Annotated in this window: 16 protein-coding genes and 1 pseudogene; 12 read left to right on the top strand and 5 right to left on the bottom strand. The window is 69.2% G+C overall.

What is annotated here, in order from left to right; translation table 11 throughout:
- Positions 1–2: 2 nt before the first annotated feature.
- Entirely contained in the window at positions 3–1,121 is a 1,119-nt protein-coding gene (tal, locus tag ACFWSK_RS10455) for a transaldolase (protein WP_383783473.1), read from the bottom strand.
- Positions 1,122–1,154: 33 nt separating this feature from the next.
- Complete coding sequence (gene tkt / locus ACFWSK_RS10450; RefSeq protein WP_383783472.1) at positions 1,155–3,242, bottom strand: transketolase; 2,088 nt, start codon at positions 3,240–3,242, stop codon at positions 1,155–1,157.
- A 286-nt stretch (positions 3,243–3,528) separates the two neighbouring features.
- Between tkt and ACFWSK_RS10445 the strand changes: the two genes are divergently transcribed.
- From ACFWSK_RS10445 to ACFWSK_RS10435, 3 genes and pseudogenes are all read left to right on the top strand, one after another.
- A complete protein-coding gene (locus ACFWSK_RS10445; protein WP_383783471.1) occupies positions 3,529–4,482 on the top strand; it encodes a heme o synthase in 954 nt (317 codons plus the stop codon).
- A 97-nt stretch (positions 4,483–4,579) separates the two neighbouring features.
- The gene (locus ACFWSK_RS10440) at positions 4,580–4,936 is read left to right on the top strand and encodes a hypothetical protein (protein WP_383783470.1); all 357 of its coding nucleotides are present in this window, start codon (positions 4,580–4,582) and stop codon (positions 4,934–4,936) included.
- Positions 4,937–5,022: 86 nt separating this feature from the next.
- A pseudogene (locus ACFWSK_RS10435) lies at positions 5,023–5,612 on the top strand (hypothetical protein).
- Positions 5,613–5,637: 25 nt separating this feature from the next.
- Here the strand turns inward: ACFWSK_RS10435 and ACFWSK_RS10430 are convergent.
- From ACFWSK_RS10430 to ACFWSK_RS10420, 3 genes are all read right to left on the bottom strand, one after another.
- Positions 5,638–6,609: a heme A synthase gene (locus tag ACFWSK_RS10430; RefSeq protein ID WP_383783469.1), complete on the bottom strand. Its 972-nt coding sequence runs from the start codon at positions 6,607–6,609 to the stop codon at positions 5,638–5,640.
- Between the two features lie 73 nt (positions 6,610–6,682).
- Positions 6,683–7,450, bottom strand: a complete 768-nt coding sequence (locus ACFWSK_RS10425; RefSeq protein WP_383783468.1) for an ABC transporter permease — start codon at positions 7,448–7,450, stop codon at positions 6,683–6,685.
- Complete coding sequence (locus ACFWSK_RS10420) at positions 7,447–8,373, bottom strand: ABC transporter ATP-binding protein (protein WP_383783467.1); 927 nt, start codon at positions 8,371–8,373, stop codon at positions 7,447–7,449. Before ACFWSK_RS10420 ends, ACFWSK_RS10425 begins: the two co-directional genes overlap by 4 nt.
- 343 nt (positions 8,374–8,716) lie before the next feature.
- Here ACFWSK_RS10420 and ACFWSK_RS10415 point away from each other — a divergent pair, with 343 nt between their 5' ends.
- From ACFWSK_RS10415 to ACFWSK_RS10375, 9 genes are all read left to right on the top strand, one after another.
- A complete protein-coding gene (locus ACFWSK_RS10415) occupies positions 8,717–12,304 on the top strand; it encodes a S8 family serine peptidase (protein WP_383783466.1) in 3,588 nt (1,195 codons plus the stop codon).
- Positions 12,305–12,522: 218 nt separating this feature from the next.
- Positions 12,523–13,260: a helix-turn-helix transcriptional regulator gene (locus ACFWSK_RS10410; protein WP_383783465.1), complete on the top strand. Its 738-nt coding sequence runs from the start codon at positions 12,523–12,525 to the stop codon at positions 13,258–13,260.
- A complete protein-coding gene (gene sufB / locus ACFWSK_RS10405) occupies positions 13,257–14,678 on the top strand; it encodes a Fe-S cluster assembly protein SufB (RefSeq protein WP_383783464.1) in 1,422 nt (473 codons plus the stop codon). Before ACFWSK_RS10410 ends, sufB begins: the two co-directional genes overlap by 4 nt.
- 59 nt (positions 14,679–14,737) lie before the next feature.
- Positions 14,738–15,955 (top strand): Fe-S cluster assembly protein SufD, encoded by a 1,218-nt coding sequence (sufD, locus tag ACFWSK_RS10400; protein WP_383783463.1) that lies wholly within the window; start codon positions 14,738–14,740, stop codon positions 15,953–15,955.
- The gene (locus ACFWSK_RS10395) at positions 15,955–16,272 is read left to right on the top strand and encodes a bifunctional 3-phenylpropionate/cinnamic acid dioxygenase ferredoxin subunit (protein ID WP_185301523.1); all 318 of its coding nucleotides are present in this window, start codon (positions 15,955–15,957) and stop codon (positions 16,270–16,272) included. The genes sufD and ACFWSK_RS10395 overlap by 1 nt, the downstream gene beginning before the upstream one ends.
- Positions 16,273–16,276: 4 nt before the next feature.
- Positions 16,277–17,041, top strand: coding sequence for a Fe-S cluster assembly ATPase SufC (gene sufC / locus ACFWSK_RS10390; protein ID WP_383783462.1), 765 nt, complete (start codon positions 16,277–16,279; stop codon positions 17,039–17,041).
- Entirely contained in the window at positions 17,038–18,306 is a 1,269-nt protein-coding gene (locus ACFWSK_RS10385; RefSeq protein ID WP_383783461.1) for a cysteine desulfurase, read from the top strand. The genes sufC and ACFWSK_RS10385 overlap by 4 nt, the downstream gene beginning before the upstream one ends.
- A 25-nt stretch (positions 18,307–18,331) precedes the next feature.
- A complete protein-coding gene (gene sufU / locus ACFWSK_RS10380) occupies positions 18,332–18,787 on the top strand; it encodes a Fe-S cluster assembly sulfur transfer protein SufU (RefSeq protein ID WP_383783460.1) in 456 nt (151 codons plus the stop codon).
- A complete protein-coding gene (locus ACFWSK_RS10375; protein WP_173312305.1) occupies positions 18,784–19,119 on the top strand; it encodes a metal-sulfur cluster assembly factor in 336 nt (111 codons plus the stop codon). The genes sufU and ACFWSK_RS10375 overlap by 4 nt, the downstream gene beginning before the upstream one ends.
- Positions 19,120–19,136 lie beyond the last annotated feature (17 nt).

Here is a 19,136-nt window from a genome sequence, read left to right as displayed (position 1 = left end):
GGTCAGCCCTCCGAAGGGGCGAGGCGCTTGAGTTCCGCCTCGGTGGAGTTGAGCAGGTCGATCCAGGCCGCCTCGAACTTCTCGACGCCCTCGTCCTCGAGGAGCTGGACGACGTCGTCGTAGCTGACCCCGAGCTTCTTGATGGCTTCGAGGTCGGCACGGCCCTGGCCGTAGCTGCCCGCGATGGTGTTGCCGGTGATCTCGCCGTGGTCGGCGACCGCGTCGAGCGTGGCCTCCGGCATGGTGTTGACCGTGTTCGGGGCGACGAGCTCGTCGACGTACAGGGTGTCCTTGAGGGACGGGTCCTTCACGCCGGTGGAGGCCCACAGCGGGCGCTGCTTGTTGGCCTGCGCCTTGTCCAGGGCGGCCCAGCGGTCGCCCGCGAAGACCTCCTCGTACGCCTCGTAGGCCAGGCGCGCGTTGGCGAGGGCGGACTTGCCCTTGGCGGCCCTGGCCTCGTCGCTGCCGATCGCGTCGAGACGCTTGTCGATCTCGGTGTCCACGCGGGACACGAAGAAGGAGGCGACCGAGTGGATCTTGGAGAGGTCCAGGCCCGCGGCCTTCGCCTTCTCCAGGCCCGCCAGGTAGGCGTCCATGACCTCGCGGTAGCGCTCCAGCGAGAAGATCAGCGTCACGTTGACGCTGATGCCCCGGCCGATGACCTCGGTGATCGCCGGAAGGCCGGCCTTCGTCGCCGGGATCTTGATGAGCGTGTTCGGCCGGTCCACCAGCCAGGCGAGCTGCTTGGCCTCGGCGACCGTGGCCAGGGTGTTGTGCGCCAGGCGCGGGTCGACCTCGATGGAGACCCGGCCGTCCTGGCCGTCCGTCGCGTCGAAGACCGGACGCAGGATGTCGGCGGCGTCGCGGACGTCGACCGTCGTGATCATGCGGATGGCCTCGTCGACGGTGACCCTGCGGGCGGCGAGGTCGGTGAGCTGCTGCTCGTAACCGTCACCGTGCGAGATCGCCTTCTGGAAGATCGACGGGTTCGTGGTGACACCCACCACGTGCTGCTGGTCGATCAGCTCGGCGAGGTTGCCGGACGTGATCCGCTTGCGCGAGAGGTCGTCGAGCCAGATCGCCACGCCCTCGTCGGAGAGGCGCTTGAGTGCGTCTGTCATTGGTATTGCATCTCCTACTGTCGTATACCTGCGTCAGCGCGCGGAGGCGGCGAGGGATTCCCGGGCGGCGGCAGCGACGTGCTCTGCGGTGAAGCCGAACTCGCGGAAGAGGACCTTCGCGTCGGCGGAGGCACCGAAGTGCTCCAGCGAGACGATCCGGCCGGCGTCACCGACGTACCGGTGCCAGGTCAGGCCGATGCCCGCCTCGACGGCGACACGCGCCTTCACCGACGGCGGCAGAACGCTGTCCTTGTACGCCTGGTCCTGCGCCTCGAACCACTCGACGCACGGCATCGACACGACACGCGTCGGCACACCGGCGGCCTGGAGCTGCTCGCGCGCCCCGACCGCGAGGTGCACCTCGGAGCCCGTGCCGATCAGCACGACCTCGGGCTCGCCGCCCTCGGCGTCGAAGAGCACGTAACCGCCCTTGGCGGCGTCCTCGTTCGCCTCGTACGTCGGCACGCCCTGCCGGGTCAGCGCCAGACCGTGCGGGGCACCCTCGCCGAACACCTTGGTGTAGCGGCGCAGGATCTCGCGCCAGGCGATGGTGGTCTCGTTCGCGTCGGCCGGGCGCACGACGTTCAGGCCCGGGATCGCGCGCAGCGAGGCCAGGTGCTCCACCGGCTGGTGGGTCGGGCCGTCCTCGCCGAGGCCGATCGAGTCGTGCGTCCACACGTACGTCACCGGAAGGTGCATCAGCGCCGACAGGCGCACGGCGTTGCGCATGTAGTCGGAGAACACCAGGAAGGTGCCGCCGTAGATACGGGTGTGACCGTGCAGCGCGATGCCGTTCATGGCCGCGGCCATGGAGTGCTCGCGGATGCCGAAGTGGATCGTCCGGCCGTACGGGTCCGCCCCGGGCAGCGGGTTACCTGCCGGGAGGAACGACGACGTCTTGTCGATCGTCGTGTTGTTCGAGCCCGCCAGGTCGGCGGAGCCGCCCCACAGCTCGGGGATGACGTCGCCCAGGGCCTGGAGCACCTTGCCGGAGGCCGCGCGGGTGGCGACGGACTTGCCCGCCTCGAACACCGGAAGCTTCTCTTCCCAGCCCTCGGGCAGCTCGCCCGAGGAGATCCGGTCGAACTCCGCGGCGCGCTCCGGGTTGGCGGTACGCCACGCGGCGAGGGACTTGTCCCACTCGGCCCTGAGCTCACGGCCGCGGTCCAGCGCCTCACGGGTGTGCGCGATGACCTCGTCGGCGACGTCGAAGCTCTTCTCGGGGTCGAAGCCGAGCACACGCTTGGTGGCCGCGACCTCGTCGCCGCCGAGCGCCGAGCCGTGCGCGGCCTCGGTGTCCTGGGCGTTCGGGGCGGGCCAGGCGATGATCGAGCGGGCCGCGATGAACGACGGGCGCTCCGTCTCGGCCTTGGCGGCCTGGAGCGCCTTGTAGAGGCCCGCCGGGTCGAGGTCGCCGCTGGGCAGCTGCTCGACGCGCTGGACGTGCCAGCCGTACGCCTCGTACCGCTTGAGGGTGTCCTCGGAGACCGCGGTCTCCGTGTCGCCCTCGATCGAGATGTGGTTGTCGTCCCACAGCATGACGAGGCTGCCGAGCTTCTGGTGCCCGGCCAGCGAGGACGCCTCCGCGGAGATGCCCTCCTGGAGGCAGCCGTCACCGGCGATGACGTAGATGTTGTGGTCGAACGGGGACGTGCCGGGGGCCGCGTCCGGGTCGAACAGGCCGCGCTCGTAGCGGGCCGCCATGGCCATGCCGACGGCGTTGGCGACACCCTGGCCGAGCGGCCCGGTCGTCGTCTCCACGCCCGTGGTGTGGCCGTACTCCGGGTGGCCCGGGGTCTTGGAACCCCAGGTGCGGAACGCCTTGAGGTCGTCGAGCTCAAGGCCGTATCCGGCCAGGTAGAGCTGGATGTAGAGGGTCAGGCTGGAGTGGCCCGCAGAGAGCACGAACCGGTCACGTCCGGCCCATTCCGCGTCCGCGGGGTCGTGCCGCATCACCTTCTGGAAGATGGTGTACGCGGCGGGAGCCAGGCTCATCGCCGTACCCGGGTGGCCGTTTCCGACCTTCTGTACGGCGTCGGCGGCGAGGACGCGGACAGTGTCCACGGCCCGCTGGTCCAATTCGGTCCACTGGAGGTCTGTGGTGGTCGGCTTGGTGCTCACCCTGAGTCAGGGCTCCTCTCCACTGTCGTAAACCGGTGGCTGATACCGCACCGGGCGATGTCGAGCCTACCCCCGACACAACGCGCTGCTTTCGAGTAGTTACCAGGGTGACGGCGACCTGCGGAGTTCGCCTCCTGACGGAGGGTGCCCGTTCATCACCGCGCCACCCCAACACGAGCCCACCCCCGCGAAGGGCGGTGTATCCGCAACGTCTACAGTGGTCTGGTTCGCGCAAGTCTTTACCGGGACTTCACTCCCGGAGCTTGCTGGGATTTCTCTGTCAGGGGTGTGCGTGACGGCCGTCGAGTCCCGACCCGCAGGGGTCGCCTTGACTCCGAGCCCAGGGGGCCATCGCCCGTTCGGGGCCCGCATCAAGGCATTCGTGGCGCTTACCAAGCCGCGGATCATCGAGCTGTTGCTCATCACCACCGTTCCGGTGATGTTCCTCGCCGCTCAGGGTGTGCCAGACCTGTGGCTCGTACTCACTACCACCATCGGCGGATATCTCTCCGCGGGCGGTGCCAACGCGCTGAACATGTACATCGACCGCGACATCGACGCGCTGATGGACCGTACGTCGCAGCGTCCACTTGTCACCGGCATGGTGAGTCCCGTCGAGTGCCTCGTATTCGGCATCGCCCTCGCGGTGATTTCCACCGTCTGGTTCGGCCTGCTCGTCAACTGGCTCTCGGCAGCCCTCGCTCTCGGGGCACTGCTCTTCTACGTCGTCGTCTACACGATGCTTCTGAAGCGCCGTACCTCGCAGAACATCGTCTGGGGCGGAATCGCCGGCTGCATGCCGGTTCTCATCGGCTGGTCCGCCGTGACCAATTCCCTCTCGTGGGCCGCGGTCATTCTCTTCGCCGTCATCTTCTTCTGGACGCCGCCGCATTACTGGCCGCTGTCGATGAAGGTGAAGGAGGACTACGCCCGGGTCGGCGTACCGATGCTTCCCGTCATCGCCACCAACCAGGTGGTCGCCCGCCAGATCGTCCTCTACAGCTGGGTGATGGTGGCGGTGTCGCTGCTGCTGACCCCGCTCGGCTACACCGGCTGGTTCTACACGGCGGTGGCCCTGGTGACCGGCGGATTCTGGCTCTGGGAGGCGCACGGTCTGCAGAACCGGGCCAGGTCCGGAGTGACCGGCGCCAAGCTCAAGGAGATGCGGCTGTTCCACTGGTCCATCACCTACGTCTCCCTGCTGTTCGTCGCCGTCGCGGTGGACCCCTTCCTGCGGTAACCCCGCGCATGCGCTTCCGTCGACGGGCGGGTCACGTGGCACAGACCACGTGGCCCGCCCGTCGCCAGTTGATCTACTGCTCGGTAGCATCCATCACATGGCAGAGACGGCAGAGACCCAGCAGGTGGACAGCAGGCAGGCGGCCCGCGCGGAGCGCCGGGCGGCGAAGCTGGCCAAGCAGATCGGCGCGTTCGCCAAGGAGCACGGCGGCGCCGAGGGCCACCTCGAACACACGGGGCAGACGGGCACCCGCATCGTCCTCGTCGGGCAGGACGGCGGCTGGGGCGACCTCGTCGCACCGTCCTACGCGGTGGCGGACAGCGCGGCGCGGAAGTCCGGGATCACGATGCACGAGAGCTTCGACGGCGACTTCGCGGCCAAGGTCCGCACGGGGCCGTACGAGTGGACCCGGATGGCCGGCATCCAGGTCGGCGGGTCCTCCGACAACCGCTGAGCCGTTCGGGACAGCACACGGGCAACACCTGACACGGGGCTCACCCGTTAGGCCGTGCATACGCACGCCATCGCAGGGAGCCCCGGATGACCGACACACTGCCCGTGGCGGACCTGGTCGATCAGAACTGTCACGGGGTGCTCCGCACCGAGCTGGGCCTCGCCGCCTCCCCTTCGAGGCCCAGCTGTCCACGGCCGGTGCCGGGCCAGCGCAGGGCACCACCTTCTTCGACACCCAGACCTGCTTCGCCGTACGCCGCTGGTGCCCGCCCCTGCTGGACCTGGAGGCGCACTGCGCGCCCGCGCACTACCTCGCGAGGCGCAGGGAACTGGGCGTCGTGGAGACCACCCGCCGCCTGTTGCGCGCCACCGGTGTCTCCGTCTTCCTCGTCGGCACCGGGCTTCCCGGGGACCTCACCGATCCGGCCGAGACCGCGTCCGCGGCCGGCGCCGAGGCCCGGGAGACCGTCCGGCTCGAACGGCAAGCTGCTGTACTCCAGCGGGGCGCGGGCACTGCCCGAACTCCATCTGGTCGCGGCACGGCAGTTCCACGAGGCCTCGGCCGGGTGCTGGGCGGCTGGGTGACGGACGGCGCGTGGTCCCGCGCCGACGCGGCACGGGTCGCCGCACTGATCGGCTCGGGCAACGCGCGGCGGGTCTACGGCCTGGACGGCTGACCCGCCGCGGGGGAGGGGCCGGGGATCAGCTCGCGACGGTGACGGCCGGGGTCTCCTGCGCGGGGATGCCGGCTGTGACCTGCGGACGCTCCCGCATGCTCAGGAAGAGTCGCAGCACGGCGACCCACATCAGCGCGGAGCCGAGCATGTGGACGCCGACCAGGATCTCGGGGACGTCGCTGAAGTACTGCACGTAACCGATCGCACCCTGCGCCAGCAGCACGATCAGCAGGTCACGGGCGCGCGCCCGGGTGTCGGCGGGGGCGTCCACCACCCGCAGCGCCAGCCACATGGCGATGGCCAGGGCGCAGACGACCCAGGCGGCGATGGCGTGGACGTGCGCGGCGGCGGACCAGTCCCACGGCATGCGCGGTACGTCGCTGCTGTCACCGGCGTGCTTGCCGGAGCCGGTCACCGTCGTGCCGAGAGCGATCAGGATCACCGTGGTGACGACGATCGCCCAGGACAGGCCGCGTACCGGCCGGGGTGCGCGCGGGCGCGGTGCGCCGTCGCCCTCGCCGGTCCGTACCCAGGTGATGACGGCGACCGCGAGCAGGCAGTTGGCGAGCAGGAAGTGACCGGCCACCGTCCACGGGTTGAGGCCCGCCCAGACCGTGATTCCGCCGAGCACGGCGTTCCCCATCACGAGCCAGAACTGCGACCAGGCGAGCCGGGTCAGCGTGCGACGGCGGGGCTTGGCGGAACGTACCGCGATGATCGCCCAGCCGACGGCGGCCGACAGGACGTAGGTGAGCATCCGGTTGCCGAACTCGATCGCGCCGTGCAGCCCCTGCTCGGGCGTGGCGAAGAGGCTGTCGTCCGTGCACTTGGGCCAGGTGTCGCAGCCCAGACCGGAACCGGTCAGCCGGACGGCACCGCCCGTGACGATGATGAACACGCTCATCACGACTGCGGAGAGAGCGGCGCGCCGGACCACCTCGTTGGACGGAGTCCAGCGCTTGGCGATGTAGGAGAGGGGGGTTTCCACGCGAACCATCGTAGGCGGGGGCTTGTGCATGTTTTCACGAGGGGTGCGTTATGCCCGAATGCCCTCGGTCACAGCCCGGCGCCTACTCCCAGCGGAAGAACCTCGCCGCCGCGCCCAGCCCGAGCACGGCCCACACCACGAGGATTCCGGCCTCGCTCCACGGCATCGCGGCGCCGTGCTGGAGGACGTCCCTCAACCCCTCCGAGAGGGCCGAGACGGGCAGCAGCCCCAGGACCGACTGGACCGCGTCCGGGAACTTGTCGAGCGGCACGATGACGCCGCCGCCCACCAGGAGCAGCAGGAAGACCAGGTTGGCGGCGGCGAGCGTCGCCTCCGCCTTCAGCGTCCCGGCCATCAGGAGGCCGAGGCCGGAGAACGCCGCGGTGCCCAGCACCAGAAGCAGCAGGACGGCGAAGGGGTTGCCCTGGGGAGACCAGCCGAGTGCGAACGCGATGACCGTCAGCAGCACGACCTGCAGCACCTCGGTGACCAGCACCGACAGGGTCTTGGCGGTCATCAGCGCCCAGCGCGGCAGCGGTGAGGCACCGAGCCGCTTGAGTACCCCGTAACGCCGTTCGAAGCCGGTGGCGATGGCCTGGCCGGTGAAGGCCGTGGACATCACGGCCAGCGCGAGAACGCCGGGCGTCAGGAAGTCGACCGACTCGCCCGCGCCCGTGTCGATGATGTCGACCACGCTGAACAGCACGAGGAGCAGCGCCGGGATGATCACCGTGAGGAGCAGCTGCTCGCCGTTGCGCAGCAGCATCCGCGTCTCCAGCGCGGTCTGCGCGGCGATCATGCGGGGCAGCGGGGCCGCGCCGGGTCGGGGGGTGTACGTACCGGCGCTCATGCGCGCAGCTCCTTGCCGGTCAGTTCCAGGAAGACGTCCTCCAGTGTGTGCCGCTCCACGGAGATGCCGGACGGCATCACTCCGTGCTGGGCGCACCAGGAGGTCACGGTGGCCAGCAACTGGGGGTCGACCTCTCCCGTGATGCGGTACGTGCCCGAGGCCGGCTCCGCCACCGCCGTACCGTCGGGCAGCGCCTTGAGCAGCGATCCGATGTCCAGACCGGGGCGGCCGGTGAAGCGCAGGGTGTTCTCGGCGCCGCCGCGGCACAGGGCCTCCGGACTGCCCTGGGCGATGACCCGGCCCGCGTCGATGATGGCGACGTCGTCGGCGAGCTCCTCGGCCTCGTCCATGAAGTGGGTGGTCAGGACCACCGAGACGCCGTCCGCGCGCAGTTCCCGTACGAGATCCCAGGTGGAGCGGCGTGCCTGCGGGTCCAGGCCCGCGGTCGGCTCGTCGAGGAAGACCAGCTCGGGCCGGCCCACGACGGCCATCGCCAGGGCGAGCCGCTGCTGCTGACCGCCGGAGAGCCGGCGGTAGGTGGTGCGCCCGCAGCCGGCGAGGCCGAGCCGTTCGATCAGGGCGTCGACGTCCAGCGGGTGCGCGTACAGCTTGGCCATGTGGCGCAGCATCTCGTCGGCGCGCGCGCCGGAGTAGACGCCGCCGGACTGGAGCATCACGCCGACACGGGGGCGCAGCGCCCCGGCGTCGGCGACCGGGTCGAGGCCGAGGACGCGTACGGTCCCGGCGTCGGGCCGCCGGTACCCCTCGCAGGTCTCGATGGTGGTGGTCTTGCCTGCGCCGTTCGGGCCGAGGACCGCGGTGACCGCGCCCGCCCGGACGTCGAGGTCGAGGCCGTCCACTGCGGTCCTGGTGCCGTACCGCTTCACCAGGCCGGTGACCTGGACGACGGGCTCGCTGTTCATGGCGGGAAGTCTAGGCAGTCGCCGAGCGGCCCCGGGGCGCGGGTCCCACAGGGCCCGAATGCGCCAATGTGGCGGCGGGCCGCGGCGGCGCACCGCTCCGGGAGCCGTGGGTAAGTGCCCGCACGATGCCCCGGTACACCCCGAAGTCCGGCCAATCGCCGCGCCGGCTCCGGTGGGCGCCCTACCCCGCGCCGCCCCAGGTGCCCCATGCTCCTCCCTGAGCTCAAGCGCTTGCTGTGCCCCCCACACGCACCAGCGGGCAGCGGCAGCTGTGAGTGGCACCCGCGCCTGTTCCTTCATCCCCTACGGCGGGAGACCCCCGCCGACTCCTGAAGGAGAGCTCGTGACCAGACGTACACCTCGTCTCAGACGGCGGTTCGCCGCCGCACTTCTCACCGCCGCGGCGACCGCGGTACCCCTGCTGACCGGCACCCTGCCGGCCCAGGCGCGGCCGGCCGACCCCGTGCCGCAGTCCGCCTACCAGACCAAGTCCGAGGGCAAGCTGCTCAAGCAGTTCGCCGGCCAGGAGAAGGTGACCTTCTGGGTGAGCCTCGCGGAGGAAGCGGATGTCGCGTCCGCCCGCGCGGCGAAGGGCAAGACCGCCAAGGCCCGCGCCGTCTACGAGACGAAGACGGCGTTCGCCAAGAAGTCCCAGGCCGGGATCATCGAGCTGGCCAAGGACGCCGGAGCGGCGTACAAGTCGTTCTGGATCGCCAACACCGTGCAGATCACCGGCGACAAGGCACTCGCCGAGAAGATCGCGGCCCGTCCGGACGTCGCCGCCATCGAGGCCGACGACCCGGTCACGATTCCCGACCCCCTGCCGGGCACCAGCGAGCCCGAGGTCGACGCCGTCGAGTGGAATCTCGACCGGATCAACGCCCCCAAGGTCTGGAACGACCTGGGCGTACGCGGCGACGGCATCGTCGTGGCCAACATCGACAGCGGGGTCCAGTTCGACCACCCGGCGGTCGCGGCCGCCTACCGGGGCCTGAAGCCGGACGGCACGTACGACCACGCGTACAACTGGTTCGACCCCACCAAGGTCTGCACGGGCACCGCGCCCTGCGACAACAACGGCCACGGCACCCACACCATGGGCACCATGGTCGGCGACGACGGGGCCGGCAACCAGGTGGGCGTCGCCCCCGGCGCCCGGTGGATCGCCGCCAAGGGCTGCGGGACCAGCTCCTGCGCCCAGGCGACGCTGCTCGCCTCCGGCCAGTGGATGGTCGCGCCCACGGACGCCTCGGGCGCCAACCCCCGGCCGGACCTGGCGCCGGACGTGGTGAACAACTCCTGGGGCTCGAACGTCATCGACACCTGGTACAAGGCGACCGTCCAGTCATGGCGTGACGCGGGCATCTTCCCCGCCTTCTCCAACGGGAACAACGGCTCGGGCTGCAACACCGCTGGGTCGCCCGGCGCCTACTCCAACAGCTACTCGTCGGGCGCCTTCGACATCAACAACGCCATCGCGAGCTTCTCCTCGCGCGGCACCGGCGAGGCCGGCACGCTCAAGCCGAACCTCTCGGCGCCCGGTGTCAACGTCCGCTCCTCGTGGATGGGCGGCGGCTACAACACCATTTCCGGTACGTCGATGGCCTCCCCGCACACCGCCGCCACCGTGGCGCTGATGTGGTCGGCCTCGCCCGCGATCCGCGGCAACATCGCGGAGACGGAGAAGCTCCTCGACCAGACCGCGATCGACACCGACAACACGACCTGCGGCGGCACCGCGGCCAGGAACAACGTCTGGGGCGAAGGGCGCCTCGACGCGTACGCCGCGGTCAGCGCCACCCCGCGCGGCCCGCTCGGCGCGCTCGGCGGCACGGTCGGCTCCGGTGGCGCGGCCGTCGCGGACGCCACCGTGACCCTGGACGGACCGATGAAGTCGACGGTCAACACCGGGGCGGACGGTTCGTACGCCCTGCCCAAGGTGATGGCCGGCGACTACCGGATCAGCGTCTCCAAGTTCGGGTTCCACCCCGCCGAGTCCACCGTCACGGTCGTCGAGAACGAGACGGCGACCAAGGACTTCACCCTGGAACAGGCGCCCAGCGCGACACTCGGCGGCACCGTGAGGACCGAGGCGGGCGTCGAAGCCGGTGCGAACGTCGTGGTCCAGGGCACTCCGGTGAAGACGGTCTCGGCCGCCGACGGTACGTACTCGGTGACCCTGCCCGTCGGTACGTACAACGTGGCCGTCACCCCCGTCAGCCGGTGCGCCACGGCGACGAGCGTGAGCGTGGAGCTGACCGCCGCGGTCACCAGGGACATCGACCTGGCGAGCCGCGCGGACACCTTCGGCATGACCTGCCGGGCGGGCACGGGTGCCTTCCCGACCGGTGACACGAAGCTGGCCATGTCCAGCGCGACCAGCGGTTCGGCCCGGTTCGACCTGCCGTTCCCGGTCGGGCTGTACGGAAAGACGTACCGCGCCGCCACCGCCACCACCGAGGGTGTTCTCGGACTCGGCTCCGTCAGCACCTCGTCCGTGAACGGCAGCCTGCCGACCACGGGTACTCCCAACGGCGCGCTCTACCCCTTCTGGGACAACCTGCAGATCGACAGCACCTCCAACGTCTCGGGCGTCTACTGGGCGGCCCGCGGCACGGCGCCGCACCGCTCGGTGGTCGTCGAATGGCGGGACGTGCAGATCACCGCCTCCACCACCCAGCGGATCAGCTTCGCCGCGGTCATCGGTGAGGACGGCTCCGTCTCCTACCACTACAAGGACATCGGCGAGGGAACCTACGAGAACGGCTCCAGCGCCACCGTCGGCATCGAGAGCGACACCGGTACGGACGCCCTGCTGTACTCCTACAACCAGGCGGCCGTCACGGACGGCACGGCCCTCTCCTTCAGCACCGGCAGGAGCGCGGTGGTCGCCGGCACCGTCACCGACGAGAACGACGGCAAGCCGGTGGCCGGCGCCACCGTGAAGGTCGGCCAGGACGGTACCGCCATCGCCACCGGCACCACGGGAGCCGACGGCAGCTATCTCGTCCAGGTCCCGGCAGGCACCACCGAGTCCGGCTACGCCATCACGGTCGGGGCGGACCACTACGCCGGCGTCACCGCGGAGCGCGCACTGAAGGCCAAGGACATCGCCGTGGCCGACGCGGCACTCCGGACAGGTCTCGTCACGACGTCCGCGGCGCAGTACACCCTGGTCGTTCCGGCCGAGCAGGGCCGAACCCGCACCCTGACCGTCAGCAACTCGGGCATCGCCACGCCCTACACGGTGAAGGAGGAGAGCGACGCCGCCTGGATCACGGTCGCACCGGCCTCCGGAGAACTGGCCAAGGGCGCCGAGCAGAAGGTGGAGCTCACCTTCGACACCACGGGCGCCGCTCCGGGGACGGTTCTCACCGGCACCCTGCTCGTCTCCTCGGAAAGCGGCAGGGCGCCCGTGGTCGAGGTTCCGCTGAAGGTCGTCGTCCCCGCCTACCAGGCGGCCCTCGACACCGGCGCCGCCGGTTCGACGACGGACCTGCTCGGTGACAGCTGGGGAGCGGACCGGGCGTACGCGGCCGGTTCGTACGGCTACATCGGGACCACGAGCAAGGCCGGCACGACGAAGACCATCTCCGGCACGAGCGAGCAGGCGCTGTACCGCACGGCCCGCACCGGCGCGCTGGAGTACCGCTTCGACAACGTCCCCAACGGGGTCTACCGCGTCGAGCTGGGCTTCGCCGAGGTCAGCGGCACCAAGCCGGGGGCCAGGGTCTTCGACGTGCTCGCCGAGGGCAAGGAGTACGTCTCCAACCTCGACATCGCGCTGGAGAAGGGCACGTACACCGCCCTGGACAAGACGATCACGGTGGAGGTCACCGACGGCCAGCTCAACGTCCGGCTGTCGGCGATCCATGGCAAGTCCCTGGTGAACTCGGTCCGGGTCTCGCAGCGGCCGGACCTGACCGGCTGAACCACGGCCGGCGGCTGACGCGCCGGAGCTCACGGCCCGTCCGGCACCCTGCCGGGCGGGCCGTCGTGCGGCGCCGCGGCGGTTCCGCGGGACCGGTCGGGCACGGGAGAATGATCATTTCCGCAGGTCAAGTTAGGTATGCCTAAGTGATGAACCCCATCAGGCCATGATCGGGGGGCGGGTTGTCAGGCTCCGGTGAATTACGCAACAATGGCGTTGTGAAATACGTTGGCGAGGCTCCGCAGGAGGAACTCGCGACCGGTGAGCGCTCGACGCGCAACCGGGTCGCGCGCTCCATCCTGGACCACGGCCCCTCCACCGCCGCCGACCTGGCGAAGCGCGTCGGCCTTACCCAGGCCGCCGTCCGCCGTCATCTCGACGCCCTCGTCTCCGACGGTGTCGTCGAGGCCCGCGACCAGCGGGTGTACGGGGCACGGACCCGGGGGCGTCCCGCCAAGGTGTTCGCCCTGACCGATTGCGGCCGGGACGCCTTCGACCAGTCCTACGACAAGCTCGCCGCCGACGCCCTGCGCTGGATCGCCGAGACCGCGGGCGACGAAGCGGTCGTCGCGTTCGCCCGCGCCCGCATGGCCGCGCAGGCCGAGGCGTACCGCGCCGCGGTCGAGGCCGCGGCCCCCGAGGACCGCACCGAGGCACTGGCCAGGGCCTTGTCGGCCGACGGGTACGCTGCTACGGCGCGAAGTGCGCCCGGCCCGCAGCAGGGCGAGCAGTTGTGCCAGCACCACTGCCCGGTCGCGCATGTCGCCGAGCAGTTCCCGCAGCTGTGCGAGGCGGAGACGGAGATCTTCTCCAGCCTGCTCGGGACCCATGTGCAGCGTCTGGCCACCCTCGCCCACGGCGACGGTGTGTGTACGACGTATGTGCCGCGCAGCGGCCACGCAACACCACAGACCACATCAGTTTCTGCAAGCACTGCCGGGAGGAACCCCGCATGACGCTCCCCACGGAGACTGCCCACCCTGAGCTCGAGGGTCTGGGCACGTACGAATTCGGTTGGGCCGACTCCGACGCGGCAGGCGCTGCGGCCAAGCGCGGCCTCTCCGAGGCTGTCGTGCGCGACATCTCGGAGAAGAAGAACGAACCCGAGTGGATGCTGAAGCTGCGGCTCAAGGGCCTCAAGCTCTTCGGCAAGAAGCCCATGCCGAACTGGGGCTCGGACCTCTCGGGCATCGACTTCGACAACATCAAGTACTTCGTGCGGTCGACGGAGAAGCAGGCGGAGTCCTGGGAGGACCTGCCCGAGGACATCAAGAACACGTACGACAAGCTCGGCATCCCCGAGGCGGAGAAGCAGCGCCTCGTCGCCGGTGTCGCCGCGCAGTACGAGTCCGAGGTCGTCTACCACCAGATCAACGAGGAGCTGGAGGCGCAGGGTGTCATCTTCATGGACACCGACACCGCGCTGAAGGAGCACCCGGAGCTCTTCCAGGAGTACTTCGGCACCATCATCCCGGTCGGCGACAACAAGTTCGCCTCGCTGAACACGGCCGTCTGGTCCGGTGGCTCGTTCATCTACGTGCCGAAGGGCGTGCACGTGGAGATCCCGCTCCAGGCCTACTTCCGTATCAACACGGAGAACATGGGCCAGTTCGAGCGGACGCTGATCATCGTCGACGAGGACGCCTACGTCCACTACGTCGAGGGCTGCACCGCGCCGATCTACTCGTCGGACTCGCTGCACTCCGCGGTCGTCGAGATCATCGTGAAGAAGGGCGGCCGCTGCCGCTACACGACCATCCAGAACTGGTCGAACAACGTCTACAACCTCGTCACCAAGCGCGCCGTGGCGTACGAGGGCGCGACCATGGAGTGGGTCGACGGCAACATCGGCTCCAAGGTCACCATGAAGTACCCGGCCATCTACCTGATGGGCGAGCACGCCAAGGGCGAGACCCTGTCCATCGCCTTCGCGGGCGAGGGCCAGCACCAGGACGCCGGCGCCAAGATGGTCCACATGGCCCCGAACACCTCGTCCAACATCGTCTCCAAGTCGGTGGCACGAGGCGGCGGCCGTACCTCATACCGCGGTCTCATCGAGATCGGCGAGGGCGCGCCCGGCGCGAAGTCCAACGTGCTCTGTGACGCGCTGCTGGTCGACACCATCTCGCGCTCCGACACGTACCCGTACGTCGACGTCCGCGAGGACGACGTGTCGATGGGTCACGAGGCGACCGTCTCCAAGGTCTCCGAGGACCAGCTCTTCTACCTCATGAGCCGCGGACTCACCGAGTTCGAGGCCATGGCGATGATCGTGCGCGGCTTCGTCGAGCCGATCGCCAAGGAGCTGCCCATGGAGTACGCCCTTGAGCTCAACCGGCTGATCGAGCTGCAGATGGAGGGTTCGGTCGGCTAGTACGCCTGCCGACCGCGTCCCCCGACTTCTTGACTGAGAAAGCGAGCACTACGACAGCCATGGCTGAGGCTCAGAACTCCCCCACTCTCGGCTCCGCTCGAGCGGGGGGGCCCCTTCCGGCGGGCTCCACCACCGCCGGGTCCATCGCGGTGGCCGCCGAGTCGACCGTCGCCACGCGCATGAGCGCGCCGCCCTCCTTCGACGTCGCGGACTTCCCCGTCCCGCACGGCCGTGAGGAGGAGTGGCGGTTCACGCCGCTGGCGCGCCTTCGCGGGCTGCACGACGGCACCGCCGTCGCCACCGGTGACGCCGTGAAGGTCGCGATCGAGGCCCCGGAAGGGGTCACCGTCGAGACCGTCGGCCGCGAGGACTCGCGGCTCGGCAAGGCCGGCACCCCGGTGGACCGTGTCGCCGCCCAGGCATACACGTCCTTCGCGCAGGCGTCGGTCGTCACGGTCGCCAAGGAGGCCGTGCTGACCGAGCCGATCCGGATCGCCGTGCACGGCGAGGGCGGCGTCGCCTACGGCCACCAGCTCATCGAGCTCGGAGCCTTCGCCGAGGCCGTCGTCGTGATCGACCACACGGGTGACGCGGTGCTCGCCGCCAACGTCGACTACGTCCTGGGTGACGGTGCCAAGCTCACCGTCGTCTCGGTCCAGGACTGGGACGAGACGGCCGTCCACGTCGGTCAGCACAACGCGCTGATCGGCCGGGACGCCTCGTTCAAATCGATCGTCGTCACCTTCGGCGGCGACCTCGTCCGCCTGCACCCGCGCATCAGCTACGCGGCCCCCGGCGGTGAGGCCGAGCTCTTCGGCCTGTACTTCACCGACAAGGGCCAGCACCAGGAGCACCGCCTCCTCGTCAACCACAACACCCCGCACTGCAAGTCCAACGTCGCCTACAAGGGCGCGCTGCAGGGCGACGGTGCGCACGCCGTATGGATCGGTGACGTCCTCATCCAGGCCAAGGCCGAGGGCACCGACACGTACGAGATGAACCGCAACCTCGTCCTCACGGACGGCGCGCGGGTCGACTCCGTGCCGAACCTGGAGATCGAGACCGGCGAGATCGTCGGCGCCGGCCACGCCTCCGCGACCGGCCGCTTCGACGACGAGCAGCTCTTCTACCTCCAGTCGCGCGGAATCCCCGCCGAGGAGGCCCGCCGCCTCGTCGTGCGCGGCTTCTTCGCCGAGCTCGTCCAGCAGATCGGCCTGCCGGACGTCGAAGCGCGCCTGCTCGACAAGATCGAGACCGAGCTGAAGGCGTCCGTCTGATGGCCTTCGTCAAAGCCTGTGCGCTGAGTGAGCTGGAGGACGACACCCCGAAGCGGGTGGAGCTCGACGGCACGCCGGTGTCCGTGGTGCGCACCGAGGGCGAGGTGTTCGCGATCAACGACATCTGCTCGCACGCGAACGTCTCGCTGTCGGAGGGCGAGGTCGAGGACTGCATGATCGAGTGCTGGTTGCACGGATCGAGTTTCGACCTGCGTACCGGCAAGCCGTCCGGCCTTCCCGCGACGCGCCCCGTTCCCGTTTACCCCGTAAAGATCGAAGGGGACGATGTGCTCGTCTCCGTCACCCAGGAGACCTGAGTTCATGGCAACGCTTGAAATCCGCGACCTGCACGTCACCGTCGAGGCCGACAACGCCACGAAGGAGATCCTCAAGGGCGTCGACCTGACCGTGAAGCAGGGCGAGACCCACGCCATCATGGGCCCCAACGGCTCCGGCAAGTCCACCCTCGCGTACTCGCTCGCGGGTCACCCCAAGTACACGATCACCAGTGGCACGGTGACCCTGGACGGCGAGAACGTCCTGGACATGACCGTCGACGAGCGCGCCCGCGCCGGGCTCTTCCTCGCCATGCAGTACCCGGTCGAGATCCCCGGCGTATCGGTCTCCAACTTCCTGCGCACCTCCGCCACCGCCGTCCGCGGTGAGGCGCCCAAGCTGCGTACGTGGGTGAAGGAGGTCAAGGAGACGATGGCCGGCCTCCAGATGGACCCGGCGTTCGCCGAGCGCAACGTCAACGAGGGCTTCTCCGGCGGTGAGAAGAAGCGCCACGAGATCCTTCAGCTGGAGCTCCTCAAGCCGAAGATCGCCATCCTCGACGAGACCGACTCCGGCCTCGACGTCGACGCGCTGCGCGTCGTCTCCGAGGGCGTCAACCGGGTCCGTGAGAGCGGCGAGGTCGGCACCCTGCTGATCACGCACTACACGCGGATCCTCCGGTACATCAAGCCCGACTTCGTCCACGTCTTCGCCAACGGCCGCATCGCCGAGTCCGGCGGCGCCGAGCTCGCCGACAAGCTGGAGAACGAGGGCTACGAGGCATACGTGAAGGGTGGCGCTTCCGCGTGACTGACGCCCGACAGGGTCTCTCCGGCCTCCTCGACACCGAGGCGATCCGTAAGGACTTCCCGATCCTGGACCGCACGGTCCACGACGGCAAGAAGATCGTTTACCTGGACAGCGCGGCGACGTCGCAGAAGCCGCGCCAGGTCCTCGATGCGCTCAACGAGTACTACGAGCGGCACAACGCCAACGTCCACCGCGGTGTGTACACCATCGCGGAGGAGGCGACCGCGCTGTACGAGGGTGCTCGCGACAAGGTCGCGGCCTTCATCAACGCGCCGAGCCGCAACGAGGTGATCTTCACGAAGAACGCCTCCGAGTCGCTCAACCTCGTGGCCAACATGCTCGGCTGGGCCGACGAGCCCTACCGGGTGGACCGCGACACCGAGATCGTCACCACGGAGATGGAGCACCACTCCAACATCGTGCCGTGGCAGCTGCTCTCGCAGCGCACCGGCGCGAAGCTGAAGTGGTTCGGCATCACCGACGACGGCCGCCTCGACCTGTCCAACATCGACGAGATCATCACGGAGAAGACGAAGATCGTCTCCTTCACCCTGGTCTCGAACATCATGGGCACGATCAACCCGGTCGAGCAGATCATCCGCCGTGCCCAGCAGGTCGGCGCGCTGGTCTGCATCGACGCCTCGCAGGCGGCCCCGCACATGGTGCTCGACGTGCAGGCGCTGCAGGCGGACTTCGTGGCCTTCACCGGTCACAAGATGGTCGGCCCGACCGGTATCGGCGTGCTGTGGGGACGGCAGGAACTCCTGGAGGACCTGCCCCCGTTCCTGGGCGGCGGCGAGATGATCGAGACCGTGTCGATGCACTCGTCGACGTACGCTCCAGCGCCGTACAAGTTCGAGGCGGGTACGCCCCCGATCGCCCAGGCCGTCGGCCTCGGTGCGGCCGTGGACTACCTCTCGGCGATCGGCATGGAGAACATCCACCGCCACGAGCAGGCGATCACCGAGTACGCGGTGAAGCGGCTCCTGGAGGTCCCGGACCTCAAGATCATCGGTCCGTCGACGGCCGTGGACCGGGGCGCGACGATCTCCTTCACGCTGGGTGACATCCACCCGCACGACGTGGGTCAGGTCCTGGACGAGCAGGGCATCGCCGTCCGGGTCGGTCACCACTGCGCGCGGCCGGTGTGCCTGCGGTACGGAATTCCTGCGACGACGCGAGCGTCGTTCTATCTGTACTCCACGCCCGCCGAGGTCGACGCCCTGGTGGACGGTCTCGAACACGTCCGGAACTTTTTCGGTTAATGCCACAACTGCTGAGGGTTGACTGGTGAAGCTCGATTCCATGTACCAGGAAGTGATCCTGGACCACTACAAGCACCCCCACGGGCGCGGCCTGCGGGACGGCGACGCCGAGGTGCATCACGTCAACCCGACGTGTGGCGACGAGATCACACTCCGGGTGAGGTACGAAGGCGAGAAGATCGCCGACATCAGCTACGACGGCCAGGGCTGCTCCATCAGCCAGGCCAGTGCCTCCGTGCTGAACGAACTGCTCGTCGGCAAGCAGCTCGGCGAGGCGCAGAAGATCCAGGGCGCGTTCCTGGAGCTGATGCAGTCGAAGGGCCAGCTGGAGCCGGACGACGCGATGGAGGAGGTACTGGAGGACGCGGTCGCGTTCGCCGGTGTCTCCAAGTACCCGGCCCGGGTCAAGTGCGCGCTGCTGAGCTGGATGGCGTGGAAGGATGCGACGGCGCAGGCGCTGTCCGAAGGGAAGACCGCATGAGTGAAGAGACAGTCGCACTGAAGCCGGCCTCCGAGGAGGAGGTCCGCGAGGCGCTGTACGACGTAGTCGACCCCGAGCTGGGTATCGACGTCGTCAACCTGGGCCTCATCTACGGCATCCACGTCGACGACGCCAATATCGCCACCCTCGACATGACGCTGACGTCGGCGGCCTGTCCGCTGACCGATGTCATCGAGGACCAGGCGAAGTCCGCGACCGACGGCATCGTCAGCGAGTTGCGGATCAACTGGGTCTGGATGCCGCCGTGGGGCCCGGACAAGATCACGGACGACGGCCGCGAGCAGCTGCGCGCGCTCGGCTTCAACGTCTGACCGGTTCCTCCGATCGC

The sequence above is a fragment of the Streptomyces sp. NPDC058620 genome (assembly GCF_042717135.1).
In the GTDB taxonomy this organism is placed as follows: domain Bacteria; phylum Actinomycetota; class Actinomycetes; order Streptomycetales; family Streptomycetaceae; genus Streptomyces.
This window is presented reverse-complemented; position numbering and strand designations above follow the sequence as displayed.